Here is a 14235-nt window from a genome sequence, read left to right on the forward strand (position 1 = left end):
TGTCCGGCGCTTCCGATGCGTCCGGGCCCGGGGGCGCAGGGTTGCCCCCGGGCGGCTTCGTTTCGCATGACGACCCAGGTCGCCTTCACCCGCCATCGTCACGCTGGTCAATCTGGTCAATCCACGACCTTGAACACCCGGTTCTTCTCGATCACCCCTGCTTTCGGCAGCCGGCCATCGTCCTCGGCGTCGGGCCGCAGATGTCGCTCGTCGAGCGCCGGCCCCGTATAGCGGCTGCGTGGCCGGATCACCTTGCCCACGCGCAGTTGTTCAATACAGTGGGCCAGCAGCCCGACGCTGCGCGCGATCGAGAACAATCCGAACGCCGCATCGCGCGGCAACTGAAGCTGCACCGACAGCATTGCAAGCGCGACATCGATGGTCGGCCGCTGGCCGGTGAGCGTCGTGACCTTGTCGACGAAGTGCGCCAGTTCCGCCGGCGGCTCGAGCCGCGCGAGCAGCGCGGCCGCGCGCGGATCGCCGTCGGGGTAAAGATGATGACCGAAACCTGGAATCGGGATCGCTGACTTCAGGTGATGGTCGACCACGCGCTCGGCGCCTAATCGTTGCACGTCGTCGAACACCGCGCGCACGCGGCCGGATGCGTCGCCGTGCAGCGGGCCCGACAGCGTCGCGAGACCGGTCAGCAGGCAGCCGGCGAGCGACGCGCCGGTCGATGCCGTGATGCGCGCGGCGAACGCCGAACTCGTGATCTCGTGATCGGCGACCAGCACCATCGCGCGGCGCAGCAGGTCCGCGCCACGGCTGTCGAGGCCCCAGCCGGCTGCAAGCCGCTGATGCGTCCAGGGCAGCCCCGCATGGGCATCGTCATGCGCACCGAACGCGCGCGACACGATTGCAACGAGCTGCCCGGCCTCCGCGTGCAGCGCGCTGTCGAGCCGGCCGAGGGTCGAGTGGCCGTGCGCGGTCAGCGTCGCGAGCATCGTGAACGCGCATTGGCGGTCACGCTCGCCGGGCGGCAACACAACCGCGGGCGCGTCGAACGAGACAGGCGTGGTGGCTTGCCACAGCAGCGCGGCCGTTTCCTCGAGCGTGGCGGTGTCCGCGAGTTGAATGCTGTCGCGGCCGCGATACCACGCACGGCCCTTGGAGAACGTGGTGATGCCGCTGTAGATGCACGGCTCGGCGCCGAAGATCGTGCTCGCCGCCAGCGCCGCCCGCTTGCGGCCGACCTGCTTCTTGCGGCACAGCGCGATCACGTCATCGACGCGATACAGGCTCTTGCGCGGATCGTCCGGATCCTGCATCACGGCGATGCTGCCGCGGCTCGCATAGGCGTAGACGGTCTGCGCCCGCACGCCGAGCCGACGTGCCGCTTCCGTCAGGGTGATCCAGTTCTGCATGGGGCGTCGTGATGAAGGCAAAGGCGCGACCGGTGTCCGGCCGCTTGCGCCGACTATAGACCGGGTTCAGTTGAATGTCATCTCGGCTGGGCGCCGCTCGAGCACTTCCACGAGGATTTCCCCCGGCGCGCGCACGAAACAGCCGCGCACGCCGGCGCGGATTCGTGTCACCGGCTGCACGACCTCGGCGCCATGCTCGACCAGATGCGCGTACGCGGCATCGAGATCCTCGACCAGTACACCGAAGTGATCGATGCCTTGCACGCGGGCGCCGTCGCGCACGGCGGTTGACCGCGCGTCGGGCAGGGCCGTGATGAACAGGTCGATGGTGCCGATCCGCAGGTCGACGCGGCCGGGCCGTCGCACGATTTCGGCATTCAGGCAGCGCGCGAACCACGCGGCGGTGGCTTCGGCATCAGCCGAGCAGAGTTGCAGGTGATCCCATTTGAATTCGATCATGGTCGTGGGTTGGATGGGGTTGAGTTGCCGGAGCGGCAAACAGGAAGCGATGAATGGGGTCAGAGTTCGATACGCGACAGCTTGCCGAGCAGCAGCGAGTACGACAGCGTGCCGACGAGGCAGATTGCGCCCATCAGGTTCAGCGCCCAGAAAAAGTTGCCGGTGTGCTGGGTCACGTAGCCGATCATCAGCGGCGTGGTGACGGCCGCGATATTGGCCGCGAGGCTCGTGATGCTGCTGGTGAGCCCGACATAGCGTTTCGGCGCGATCTCGGACACGGCCGCCCACGACATCGAGCCGATTCCCTGCGCGAAGAACGCGACCGTCAGGATCGCGATCACCAGTGCGTTCGAGTGCACGAAGTTGACGAGCACGATCGATGCGCCGAGGAAGGTGCCGATCACGAGCGGTGCCTTGCGCGACGACGACATCGACACGCCGCGCCGGATGCAGAGATCGGACAGGTAGCCGGCGATCAGGATTCCGAGCGTCGCGCCGATGAACGGCATCGCCTGGAAGAAACCGACCTTGATCATCGACATGTGCCGTTCCTCGACCAGGTAGGTCATGAACCAGGTCGTGAAGAACACCAGCAGCGTGTTGTTGCAGAACTTGCCCAGACAGATCGCGAGGATCTGCCGATAGCCGAGCAGCCGCAGCGCCATGCGCCAGTCGAAACGATCGCGCGCGGTCACGACCGGGCGCCCTTCGGTGATGTACTGCAGCTCGGCCGCGTTGACGGCGGGATGCCGCGACGGATCGCGATAGAGCCGGTACCACACGACGCTGAACAGGATGCCGAACGCGCCCGTCGCGAAGAACACGGCGCGCCAGCCGAACGCCGACGAGATCCACAGCAGCAGCCCGGTGAAGAGCGGCGTGCCGATGTACTGGCCCATCACGTACACGCTCGTCGCGAAGCCGCGCTCCTGCACCGGGAACCACATCGTCACCGCCCGCGCGTTTGATGGAAACGCGGGTGCTTCCAGTGCGCCCATCGCCAGCCGCGAGCCGAGCAGCATGTGGTAGCCGTGCGCGAACCCTTGCGTCAGCGTCGCGAACGACCAGCCGACCAGCGACAGCGCATACGCGACGCGCGAGCCGAGCATGTCGGCGAGCACGCCCGCCGGCAGCAGCGCGAGCGAGTACGCGAGGCCGAACACCGCGAACAGCTCGCCCATCTGCACGCGGGTGAGCGCGAGATCCTTCGACAGCGCCGGCGCGACGATGCCGAGCGCCGACCGGTCGACGTAGTTGAGGATGGTGGCCACCAGCAGCATCGACAGCACGCCGTAGCGCACCCGCGATCGTCTGGCGGCGCCTGCGTGCGCGTCGAACTCGCGCATGACCGGAACCTGTTCTTCTGCGGTTTTCAATGTCGTCTCCTGTCTCCTGATTGATAGGGCGGCGCAGGGCTGCAATGGGCGCCGGCGCTCGTGTGTTCAGCCGCGCCCGACGAAGGGCATCGCGCTCGCCATGAGCGTCATGTTCAGAATGTTGGCTTCGAGCGGGAGGCGCGCCATCTGCACGATGGCATCGGCAACGTGCGCGACGTCGACGCGCGGCTCCGGCGCGACGCGGCCGTCGGCCTGAAGCACGCCGCTGTTCATGCGCTCGGTCAGCGACGTGGCCGCGTTGCCGATGTCGATCTGGCCGCACGCGATGTTGAACGGCCGACCGTCGAGCGCGAGCGAGCGCGTGATGCCGAGCACGGCGTGCTTCGTGGCCGTGTACGCGATGGTGTTCGGGCGCGGCGTGTGCGCGGAGATCGACCCGTTGTTGATGATGCGGCCGCCTTGGGGCGTCTGGCGCTTCATTTGACGCCACGCGGCGCGGGCGCACAGGAACACGCCCGTCAGGTTGGTCGCGACCACGTCGTTCCAGAATTGAAGCGAGTAGTCGTCGAGCGGCATGGCGCCCGCATTGCGACCGGCATTGTTGAAGAGCACGTCGAGGCGCCCGAACTCCCGCGCGACCTGCGCGAAGCTAGCGTCGACCGATGCTTCGTCGGAAACGTCGGTCGGAATGGCCGCGGCCACGCCGCCGGCCCGCTCGATCGTCTCTTTCGTCGCGAGCAGCGGATCGATCCGTCGGCCGAGCAGTGCGACGGCGAAGCCGGCCCGCGCCAGCGCAACCGCCGCTGCGTGCCCGATTCCGCTGCCGGCGCCCGTCACTGCCGCGATTCTTTTCTCTACGTGCATTTTCACGACCTCGTCTTCAGTCCGTTGAACATGCGAAAAGCATTGCGCGGTGACGATTCCCCAGCAATCTTGATTCTTTCAATCAATATCAACCGCCCCGTCGCGGCGGGGCGGCGTCAGGGTTTTCCTGAGCCCGCGGATACGTCGTTCGCTGGCCGGCACGGCGTGACGCGCAGCGCACGGCACAACGGGAACGACGCCGAAAACCGGCAGCGCCGCGCCGCACGCATACGTTGATTGAATCAATCAATATTGACCCTTGCCGACCGCGCTTCGTAGGCTGTGCTCCGTTTTCCGACCCAAGGACGAGACCATGCCTGACACCAACCGCCCCCGCCTGCTGGTAGCGCGACGGGTTCCCGCGGCCGTGGCCACACGCGCCGAAGCCGAATTTCACGCATACGTGACGGATGCCGACATGGACGCGCCGTCCGTCGTCGCGTTCTGCAATCGCTACGAAACGCCGGCGGTGCTGATCGGCAAGAAATCGGGGCTGCAGGCCGAGCACATCGCGGCCTTGCCGCCGAGTGTGAGGATCATCGCGAACGCGAGCGCCGGCTATGACCACATGGACGTGGCTGCCGCGCGCGCACGCGGCATCGTGGTCAGCAATGCGCCTGACGCGCTGACCGAATGCACGGCCGATTTCACGATGCTGCTCATTCTGGCCGCGTGCCGGCGTGCATCGGAATACGAGCGCATCGTGCGCGCGGGATGGGGCAAGTCGTTCGGCATGACCGACATGCTCGGCACGCGCGTGAACGGCAAGACGCTCGGGATCGTCGGCTTCGGCCGGATCGGCCGCGCGGTCGCGCAACGCGCGCGCGGCTTCGGGATGAAGATCGTCTATACCGACCGGCGGCCGGCGCCGCCCGAGATCGAGGCCGGCGCGCGCTATTGCCCGGATCTCGACACGCTGCTGCCGCAGTGCGACATCCTCACGCTGCACGTGCCGGGCGGCGGCACGCCGCTGATGACGCGCCGCGCGTTCGGCTTGATGCGCGACGGGGCGGTGTTCGTCAACGCGGCGCGCGGGAGTCTCGTCGACGAGGATGCGCTCTACGATGCGTTGACGTCGCATCGGCTGTTCGGCGCGGGGCTCGACGTCTATCGGAACGAGCCCGATATCGATCCGCGCTTTGCCAAGCTCGACAATGTGTTTCTGTCGCCACACATGGCCAGCGCGACGATCGAGACGCGCGACCAGATGGGGTTCACCGCGCTCGATAACGTCGCGGCGGTGCTCGACGGGAGGGGGGCGCCGAACGCGCTGTGAAGGAAACGGGCGACGTCGCTCGTCCATGCCGGGGTGTCCGATAACGGAAACCCCGGCATTCGCGGCTCGTCACTTCAACACCCCCTCCGCCACCAGCACCTCATGCGCGGCCTTGAACGCGCTGAGCCCGTGCGGGATGCCCGAATAGGCGGTCGCATGCAGCAGCGTCGCCTTGATTTCCTCGACGCTCACGCCGTTGTTGAGCGCCCCCTTCACATGCAGCTTGAGTTCGTTGGTATGGCCGCCGGCAGTGAGCATCGCGAGGTTGAGCAGGCTGCGCGTCTTGCGATCGAGCGTGTCGTCGCCCCATGCCCAGCCCCACGCCCACGCGGTGGTCGCGCGCTGGAACGCCATCATGAACGCATCGGCCTTTTCCATCGACGCATCGACGTACTCGGGGCCGAGCACTTCGCGGCGGATCGGCAAGCCTTTCTGAAACAGCACGTCGTCTTCATTCATGATTGATCTCCTTGGTTAATCCAGAGCGGCGCCCGCCGGGCACCGGCCGCGCGCCCGCGAACCGTCCTTCGACGCGAACAGGTAGCACACCAGTGCGGTGACGACGAGGCCCACCATCCACGACACGTCCGCGCCGCCGAGAATCGATGCCCACGGGCCGTGGAAGAAGCTTTCCTCCATGAACGGCACCTGGACCGCGATGCCGAACACGTAGATCGCGAGCGCCTTGACGTTGAACGCCCCGTACACGCCGCCGTTGCTGCTGATGATCTCCGCGACCCGGTAGTGGCGGCGGTTGACCAGGTAGAAGTCGATCAGGTTGATCGCGATCCACGGCGCCAGCACGATGCGCAGCGCGAAGATCGCGTTGAGGAAGATCGCGATGAAGTTGCTCGACGCCCACAGCGCGGTCGCGGTACACGCGACCAGCAGCGCCGCCGACACGGCGACGCGCACGTTGCGGCCGGGCACCCAGTGCGGGCGGAACGTCTGCGCGGCGGTGATGAACGACAGCACCGCGCCATACAGGTTCATGCCGTTGTGGCCGATGATGTTGACGAGGAACAGGAAGATCAGCACGTAGCCGAACGCGCCGGTCTGCTCGCGGATCGCCTGCATCGCATCGGTCGAATGCCCGGTGCTGACGGCGAGCACGCCGAACAGGAACGCGAAGATCGTCCCCACCGACGTGCCGAAATACGTGTACGCAAAGGTCTTCCCGAATCCGGTGGACGCCGGCAGATAGCGCGAATAGTCGGACGTATAGGGCGCGAAGCTGATCTGCCACACCGCGCACAGCCCGAACATCGCGAACCAGTTCGCGAGATCGAAATGCCCGTGCGCGAAGATTCGCGCGTCGAGCCCCGGCGCCATCAACGCGATGCCGATCAGCAGCGCGCTGCCCATGAACCACGCGCCGATCTTGTTGAAGCGATGAATGAAGTGGCAGCCGATCACGCCGACCAGCGTCGCGAGCACCGCGCCGATGACGGTCGCGACCGCCACGGGCACCGCGGGCACCGCCGTATGGAGCGTCTTGCCGGCGAGAATGATGTTCGACACGAAGAAGCCGAGATAGATCAGCGTGGTGAATCCCACCACCAGCAGCGATCCGTAGCGGCCGAACTGCGCGCGGCTCTGGATCATCTGCGGCACGCCGACCAGCGGCCCTTGCGCGGACGTGAGCGCATGAAAGATCGCGCCGAAGCATTGCCCGGCCGCGATCGCGAGCATCGCGCTGACCAGGTCCAGGTGGAACACCAGCACCGACGTGGCGCCCGAGATCACGGCCAGCGGCGCGACGTTCGTGCAGAACCACAGGGTGAAGAGGTCGGCCGGCTTGCCGTGCCGCGCCTCGGGGGCAACGTACTCGATCGAGTTGCTTTCGATCGCCAGAACACCGTTATCGTTTTCCGCTTGCTTCATGTTGTGTCGCTGTCTCCATCCTTATTGTCGGCCGTGTCGCGCCACGCACGCGGTTCGACGCGGCATGGCACGGCAGGCGCTGGTCGGCTTCGAGTGGGTCCGGCACGCGAATGCCGGCCCGCTCAACGCATCACGAACGGGTCGCTGATCGGATCGTCCGACGTGCGCAGCCACACGGATTTCGTCGTCGTATATTCGAGCGCGGCGCTCAGGCCGCCTTCGCGGCCGTGCCCGGACAGGCCGAAGCCGCCGAACGGCACGAGCGGCGATACCGCCCGATACGTGTTGATCCACACGATGCCCGAGCGCACGCGCTTCGACACGCGGTGCGCGCGGGTCAGGCTGGTCGTGAAGATGCCGGCCGCGAGGCCGTAAGCCGTGCCGTTCGCCTTCTCGATCGCTTCCTGCTCGGTGTCGAACGTGTCGACCGACAGCACCGGGCCGAACAGTTCCGTCGTGATGCTGTCGGCGTGCGCGACACCCGTGCAGTCGAGAATCGTCGGCGCGTAGTAATAGCCGTCGCGCTCCAGCTGCCTGCCGCCCGCGAGCAATTTCGCGCCCTGGCGCACCGAACTCGCGACCACCGCCTCGATGTTGCGAAGCTGACGCTCGGTGCACAGCGGCCCGTACTCCGTTTCCTGCTCGTTGGGCGACCCGACGCGAATGCGCGCGACGCGCTCGACCAGCAACGCAAGGAACCGCTCCTTGACGGACGCCTCGATCAGCAGGCGCGAACCCGCCACGCAGCTCTGGCCGCTCGCCGCGAAGATCGCGGCGACCTGCGCATTGACCGCGCTCTGGATATCGGTATCGGCGAACACGATGAACGGCGACTTGCCGCCGAGTTCCAGCGACACCTTCGCGAGGTTGCTGGCCGTATTGCGCACGATGTGGCGCGCGGTCTCGGGGCCGCCGGTGAACGCGACCTTGTCCACGCCCGGATGGCTGCTCAGCACCGCGCCGCATTCCGGGCCGAAGCCGGTGATGACGTTGACGACGCCCGGCGGGAACCCGGCCTCGTGCACGACGCGCGCGAATTCCAGCAACGGCCCCGGCGCTTCCTCGGATGCTTTCAGCACCACCGTGCAGCCGGCCGCGAGCGCCGGCCCGACCTTGACCGCGGACAGGAACAACTGGCTGTTCCAGGGCACGATCGCGGCGACCACGCCGACGGGCTGCCGCTCGAGCCACACCTGCATGTCGGGCTTGTCGACGGGGATGCTGCTGCCTTCGAGCTTGTCGGCGATGCCCGCGTAGTAGCGGTAGTACTCGGCGACATACGCGATCTGGCTCGACGTTTCGCGGATGATCTTGCCGGTGTCGTTCGTTTCGATTTCAGCGAGTCGCGGCGCGGCTTTTTCGACGAGCTCGGCGAGCTTGTACAGCAGCTTGCCGCGCGCCGACGCCGACAGTCCGGCCCAGGCCGGATCGGTCAGTGCGCGGCCGGCCGCCGTGACCGCCCGGTTGACTTCGTCCGTCCGCGCCTCCGGCATCTGCGCCCATACGGCGCCGGTTGCGGGATTGATGCTGCCGAAGGTCGCGGCACCGGGCTCGAACCGCCCGTCGATATACAGCTGAAAGTGCGCATTCATGGCATCGGGACCTTATTGGAACGCAGGCATCACGTCGCGGATCATCCGTTCGAGCGACGCCTTCTTGCGCTCGAAGCTCATGCCGGTATCGATCCAGAACGAGTACTCGTCGAAGCCGAGCGCTTCGTATGCCTTCAGACGCTCGATGACCTCGGCAGGCGTGCCGATCACGTTGTTCTTGCGCATCGCTTCCGGCGTGTAGAACGGATGCGCGGCGATTTCGTCGCGGCTCAGCGGCTTGATCATCCCGCGGCTGACCGGCCGCTCGTTCTTGAACCACGCACCGAAGTAGTTGTAGAACACGTTGACTTCGTCGGCGGCCACTTGCGCGTCGTCCTCGCTGCTCGCCACGTAAGTGTGGCGCAGCAGCATGATCTGCGGGCGCGGCACGTCGCTGAACTTCTCGCACGCGGCGTTGAAGTGCCCGACCAGCTTCTCGACTTCCTCGTCGCCGAGGTGCAGCGGCGTGACCTGCACGTTGCAGCCGTTCGCGACCGCGAACTCATGGCTGTTCGGATCGCGCGCGGCCACCCAGATCGGCGGATGCGGGCGCTGCAGCGGCAGCGGCGACGACGTCGTCGACGGGAATTTCCAGAACTCGCCGTCATGCGCGTAATCGCCTTCCCACAGCTTCTTCACGGCGGGAATGAGTTCGCGCATGCGCTGGCCCGCGCCCCACGCGTCGAGGCCCGGCATCAGGCGCTCGTATTCGAACGAATAGGCGCCGCGCGCGATGCCGAGTTCCAGGCGGCCGCCCGAGATGATGTCGGTCATCGCGGCTTCGCCGGCGAGCTTGATCGGGTGCCAGAACGGCGCGACGACCGTGCCGGTGCCGAGCCGCACGCGCTTCGTCTTGTTGGCGAGATCGGCGAGGTTGATGAACGGATTCGGCGCGATCGTGAAGTCCATGCCGTGGTGCTCGCCGGTCCAGACGGCGTGCATGCCGCCGCGATCGGCGATCTGGCACAGCTCGACCATCTCGTCGTACAGCTGCTTTTGGCTGGTCTGGTCGGAGACGCGCTCCATGTGGACGAAAAGCGAAAAACGCATGATGTGACCTTTCAGGAAAGAAGCGGGCGGACGGTGCCGGTGCTGTGATCGCCGAAGTACAGGCCGTAACTCTTCAACTGGCTCTCCTTGCGATAGCGTTCGAGCATGCTGGCCAGCGCGCTGTCCTGGAACGCGTCGGCGTCGAGGTCGTCGAGGTTCACGAACTCGCCGGCGGCCGCCACTTCGTCCGGTGCGCTGCAGAGGAACGAGATGTACTGGTAGTGCGTCTCGGTATTGTTGTAGACCGAATAAATGAAGCTTGCCGATGCGTCCGGCTGGTACTGCCGGAACAGTTCGGCGAGCGCCTTGTCGGCGCCTGCGTTGCCGATCTCCTTCGTGGGTAGCGCCCACTTGCCGTCGGCCGCCTTCACCATCAGCACCTTGTCGTCGCGCGTGATGATCGCGCTGACGATGACCTTCGGGCCGGCGATCACTTCGGCCGACAGCTTCGCCGGCGTGAAATAGCCGCCGCGGTAATAGCCGAGCCCCGCGTAGCCGGCGGAATGGAACGCCTCGACCTTGCCGACGATGAGCGCGTGATCGCCCGCGTCGATCACCGCGTGCGTCGTGCAGTCGAACCACGCGCTGACGTCGTCGATCAGCGGGTTGCGATGCGCGCTCAGGTGCCAGCCGACTGTCGCGAAGCGATCGTCGCTCGGCCGGGCAAACGTGTTGGACAGGTCCTTCTGCCCTTCCGCGAGGATGTTGATCGCGAAGTGGCCGGTGGTGGAAAACGTCTGGAAATTGCTCGACGTCTTCGCGATGCTGACGAGCAGCAGCGCCGGGTCCAGCGACACCGACGAGAACGAGTTCGCGGTGAAGCCGAGCGGCTGGCCGTCGTCGCGGGCGGTGGTGACGATCGTCACGCCGGTCATGAACGCGCCGAATGCATCGCGCAGCTCCCGGGTGTTGATCGTCGGGGCTTCCTGGCTGGTTGCTGGGCTCATCTCACACTTCCGATTTCAGGGTTTCCGCCTGCGGCGCGGTCTGCAACCAGGCACGCAGGGCACGATTGACTTCCTCGGGCGCGGTCAGGTTCACCATGTGGCGCTCGTTCTCGATCACGACGGCCGTGCCGTCATGCGCGGCCTGCGCCATCTGCCTGGCCATCCCGGGCGTCGAATTCGGATCGTCCGACCCGGTGAGCACGAGGGCAGGGCAGGTAATGCGGTGCCAGCCGTCGGCATACACGTCGTCGCCCTTCGCAAACGCGGTGTACGCAGTCGCATAACCCGCCAGATCGACGGACTGCAACCACGCTTCCACCTTCCGCGCGGCGACCTGCTGCGCTTCTTCCGCGTTGAACCAGCGCTTGAGCGGGGTATCGACGTCGATCGTGCCCGAGCGCAGTTCGGCGGCGCGTTGCAGCACGGCTTCGCGCGCCTGCTCGGTGCGGCGGTACACACCGTTCAGGACTGCGACGCGCTTCACCAGCTCGGGCCGCGTCACCGCGACGCCGGCGGCGATCAGCGAGCCCATCGAATGGCCGGCCAGGTTGACGGGGCCGACCTGCAACGCCTCGATGAATTCGATCGCCCACTGCACGAACTGCTGCAGGTCGGCGTCGGGGTCGAGCGCATCGCTTGTGCCGTGACCGGGCATGTCGACGGAAATCACGCGGAAATCGCGCGACAGGTCGTCGATCTGCGGATACCACGCGCTCGCCTGCATGCCGACCCCGTGAATCAGCACCAGCGGTTCGCCGGCGCCCTGGTCGAGATAGTGGGCGACGCGCTTATTTGACAGCGGCAGGGTTCTTGACGTCATTTCCGAGCTCTGCGAGATCTTTGTAGCGGTCGCCGATGCGGTGGTGCGGACGGCCGGCGGTAGCGGCGCCGATGGCGATGACCAGCTCGTCGGCGGCCGGTGCGTCCGCAATCGAGAACTGGAGCGTCAGGTAGTGCGAACGTCGGCCTTCGTCGTTCTTGTCCATCATCGGGATCAGCAGCGGCGCATTGGCCGGGCCGCGCGTGTTGTTGAACGCGAGATACGACTTCGCGCCGACGGCCGTGCGATACGTATTGCCGAAGTGCAGCGTGTGGATCAGCGCGGACGCATGCTCGATTTCACCGTCGAGGCCGACGATCGCGCTCTTGCCGAACGCTTCGACCGCGTCGCCCGCACCGGCTTCGTCGAGGATCAGCTTCGTCAGGTGTTCGCTGAGCTGCGGCGCGAGCGCGCGGATCTCCGGCGACAGGTCCTCGACGTACCCGCGGCCGGCCCACGGGTTCTTGATCACGGCGACCGCGCCGATCATCTTCAGCGGCCTGGCCGCGACCTTGTCGCCATCCACATACAGCGTCTCGACATGGAGGACGGATTTCCGAATCAGGCTCATGGCACCTTTCCTTTCGTGCGTTGATTGTGGGATTCATTGTGGTATACCATGTTACGGCATGCCATGAGTGTTAACCCGTGTCTCGAAATTTCCCGAATGTGGAGGTGGAAAATGAGTGCGTACTGGATTGCCCACGTGCAGGTGCTGGACCCCGCGAAGTACAAGGACTACACGGACCTCGCGCCGCAGGCGTTCAGGAAGTTCGGTGCCGTGTTTCTGGCGCGCGGCGGCGCATCGCAGGTGCTGGAGGGGGAGTCGTTCGAGCGCCACGTCGTGATCCGCTTCCCCGACATGGAGACGGCGCTCGCGTGCTATCACTCGCCCGAGTACCAGGCGGCGAAGGCGAAGCGGGACGGGCATTGCCGCGCGCAGGTCTCGATCGTCGAGGGCTTGCAGGGCTGATCGCGAGGCGGATGGCACGCGTGCGGCGGGCAGGATGGAAAGCGCGCTGACAGTTCGGTCATAATATGGCATTCCATGTCCGCATCCGGCGCATCGCCGGGTGCGGGCCGCCCATCCGTTTTCAGAGTGCCGCCTATGCAAGACCTCAAAATCGACCGCAATGCCAAGACCTTGCGCGAACTGACGCTCGACAAACTGCGCGGGGCGATCGTGCAGGGTTATTTCCGGCCCGGCGCGCGGCTCGTCGAGCGCACGCTGTGCGACGAACTCGGCGTGAGCCGCACGGTGGTGCGCGAAGTGCTGCGCCACCTGGAGACCGAAGGCCTGGTCGAGACCGTGTCGCGGCAAGGGCCGGTGGTCGCGCGGCTCGATCCGGCGCAAGTCGGCGAGATCTACGAATTGCGCGGCCTGCTCGAAGCCAATGCCGCACGCGCGTGCGCGGAGAGCGCGACGCCCGAGGTCGTGCGGCAGCTGCGCGAGATTCGCAAGACGATCGAGGACGCGTTCGAGAAGCAGGCGTTGCCGCGTGTGCTCGAGTACACCGAGCGCTTCTATGAAACGCTGTTCGAAGCCGCGGGCAAGCAGGTGTCGCTGACCGTCGTCAAGACGCTCAACGCGCGCATCAACCGGCTGCGGGCGCTGACCATCGCGATGCCGGGGCGCGGCGGCGATTCCAACACCGAGATGAACCGGCTGCTCGACGCGATCGAGCGGCGCGACGGCGACGCGGCGTCGGCCGCGTCGGCCGCGCACATCAAGCGGGTGTCCGAGCTGGCGCTGTCGGCGCTCGCCCGGCAGCAGGACGAGGCAGTCAGCGACACCTGACGAACGTCTCGAGCGCGGGATCGCAACCCGCGTGCCACGACAAAGGCCGCCGGCATCCCGCCCGCGGCCTTTTGCTTTGCCGGTCGATTCGACGGGTTCGACTCATGGTATTCCATAATACGATGTTCATTGTTGTAACCCATAAGATGGCATACCATAATCTCATCGAGTAACGCAGTGACCACGGGAGCACGCCATGACTGAGTCGATGACCGGAGCAATCGCGCAACAGACCTTCGACATGCTTGGCTTCGGCCGCGCGCGGGTGGGTGCGATTCTCGAACATCGCGACGGACTGGTGCTCGTCGATACGCCGCACGGGCTGTGCTTGCCGACCGGCACGCGGCTCGAACCGGCGAGCGACGCGGCGAGCCTGCGCGGCGTGCTCGCGAAGCTCGGCCTCAACGCGCATCTCGACTTCCTGTTTGCCGTGTTCGAGGCAGCCGGCCAGCGCGAGCCGGGCGTCCATGTCTATTACCGCGGCCGCGTGATGCCGAACGGTTCGCCGTGGTTCGACAGCAGCATCCGCATCGTGCCGCTCTGGCAGGTGCCGTGGGGCGACATCGCCGATACCGCCGTGCGTTCGATGCTCGAGCGCTACGTGCGCGAACGCCGGCAGGACGCGTACGGCATCTATGTCGGCGACACGGAAGCCGGCACGGTGCAGCCGCTCGCATTCGCGCACTGACGTCGCTGCCCGGAGCCGGCGTGCCGCGCGCGGATGGATGGCGCCCAACGCCACCGCGACCGTCGCGCAGCGATGAACAACAAGATCGAGACGCCGGCGCGCTGATGCTGCCGGCCTGAACACGCGTATTCGGATGGCTGCCGTCCCGGTGGCCGC

14 protein-coding genes and 1 pseudogene are annotated in these 14235 nt (G+C 66.4%); 4 read left to right on the plus strand and 11 right to left on the minus strand.

Annotated elements, in window-relative coordinates; genetic code table 11:
- Window positions 1-116: 116 nt before the first annotated feature.
- From ACTJKF_RS02380 to ACTJKF_RS02395, 4 genes are all read right to left on the minus strand, one after another.
- Window positions 117-1364, minus strand: a complete 1248-nt coding sequence (locus tag ACTJKF_RS02380; protein ID WP_440621954.1) for a citrate/2-methylcitrate synthase — start codon at window positions 1362-1364, stop codon at window positions 117-119.
- 66 nt (window positions 1365-1430) lie between these two features.
- Window positions 1431-1823, minus strand: a complete 393-nt coding sequence (locus tag ACTJKF_RS02385) for a VOC family protein (RefSeq protein ID WP_440622136.1) — start codon at window positions 1821-1823, stop codon at window positions 1431-1433.
- 59 nt (window positions 1824-1882) lie between these two features.
- Complete coding sequence (locus ACTJKF_RS02390) at window positions 1883-3169, minus strand: MFS transporter (RefSeq protein WP_440622137.1); 1287 nt, start codon at window positions 3167-3169, stop codon at window positions 1883-1885.
- Window positions 3170-3265: 96 nt separating this feature from the next.
- Window positions 3266-4024, minus strand: coding sequence for an SDR family oxidoreductase (locus ACTJKF_RS02395; RefSeq protein WP_440622138.1), 759 nt, complete (start codon window positions 4022-4024; stop codon window positions 3266-3268).
- A gap of 313 nt (window positions 4025-4337) precedes the next feature.
- On the opposite strand from ACTJKF_RS02395, the gene ACTJKF_RS02400 reads away from it, so the two are divergent.
- Window positions 4338-5300, plus strand: coding sequence for a 2-hydroxyacid dehydrogenase (locus ACTJKF_RS02400; protein WP_440621955.1), 963 nt, complete (start codon window positions 4338-4340; stop codon window positions 5298-5300).
- 69 nt (window positions 5301-5369) lie between these two features.
- Here ACTJKF_RS02400 and ACTJKF_RS02405 read toward each other — a convergent pair whose 3' ends face one another.
- From ACTJKF_RS02405 to ACTJKF_RS02435, 7 genes are all read right to left on the minus strand, one after another.
- Window positions 5370-5759 (minus strand): carboxymuconolactone decarboxylase family protein, encoded by a 390-nt coding sequence (locus ACTJKF_RS02405; protein WP_440621956.1) that lies wholly within the window; start codon window positions 5757-5759, stop codon window positions 5370-5372.
- Between the two features lie 15 nt (window positions 5760-5774).
- On the minus strand, window positions 5775-7184 hold the full coding sequence (locus ACTJKF_RS02410) for a purine-cytosine permease family protein (RefSeq protein ID WP_440621957.1): 1410 nt from the start codon (window positions 7182-7184) through the stop codon (window positions 5775-5777).
- A 122-nt stretch (window positions 7185-7306) separates the two neighbouring features.
- Window positions 7307-8776, minus strand: a complete 1470-nt coding sequence (locus tag ACTJKF_RS02415; protein WP_440621958.1) for an aldehyde dehydrogenase — start codon at window positions 8774-8776, stop codon at window positions 7307-7309.
- A 12-nt stretch (window positions 8777-8788) separates the two neighbouring features.
- A complete protein-coding gene (locus ACTJKF_RS02420; RefSeq protein WP_440621959.1) occupies window positions 8789-9826 on the minus strand; it encodes an LLM class flavin-dependent oxidoreductase in 1038 nt (345 codons plus the stop codon).
- An 11-nt stretch (window positions 9827-9837) separates the two neighbouring features.
- Complete coding sequence (locus ACTJKF_RS02425) at window positions 9838-10773, minus strand: flavin reductase (protein WP_440621960.1); 936 nt, start codon at window positions 10771-10773, stop codon at window positions 9838-9840.
- Between the two features lies 1 nt (window position 10774).
- On the minus strand, window positions 10775-11593 hold the full coding sequence (locus tag ACTJKF_RS02430) for an alpha/beta fold hydrolase (RefSeq protein ID WP_440621961.1): 819 nt from the start codon (window positions 11591-11593) through the stop codon (window positions 10775-10777).
- The gene (locus tag ACTJKF_RS02435) at window positions 11562-12164 is read right to left on the minus strand and encodes an amino acid synthesis family protein (RefSeq protein ID WP_440621962.1); all 603 of its coding nucleotides are present in this window, start codon (window positions 12162-12164) and stop codon (window positions 11562-11564) included. The genes ACTJKF_RS02430 and ACTJKF_RS02435 overlap by 32 nt, the downstream gene beginning before the upstream one ends.
- A gap of 111 nt (window positions 12165-12275) precedes the next feature.
- Here ACTJKF_RS02435 and ACTJKF_RS02440 point away from each other — a divergent pair, with 111 nt between their 5' ends.
- The 3 genes and pseudogenes from ACTJKF_RS02440 to ACTJKF_RS02450 form a co-directional block, all read left to right on the plus strand.
- Complete coding sequence (locus ACTJKF_RS02440) at window positions 12276-12566, plus strand: DUF1330 domain-containing protein (RefSeq protein WP_440621963.1); 291 nt, start codon at window positions 12276-12278, stop codon at window positions 12564-12566.
- Window positions 12567-12701: 135 nt separating this feature from the next.
- Window positions 12702-13391 (plus strand): GntR family transcriptional regulator, encoded by a 690-nt coding sequence (locus ACTJKF_RS02445; RefSeq protein WP_440621964.1) that lies wholly within the window; start codon window positions 12702-12704, stop codon window positions 13389-13391.
- A gap of 256 nt (window positions 13392-13647) precedes the next feature.
- Window positions 13648-14079 (plus strand): annotated as a pseudogene (locus ACTJKF_RS02450) (flavin reductase); the annotation flags it as partial.
- Between the last annotated feature and the right edge of the window lie 156 nt (window positions 14080-14235).

This window comes from Burkholderia sp. 22313 (assembly GCF_052045245.1).
In the GTDB taxonomy this organism is placed as follows: domain Bacteria; phylum Pseudomonadota; class Gammaproteobacteria; order Burkholderiales; family Burkholderiaceae; genus Burkholderia.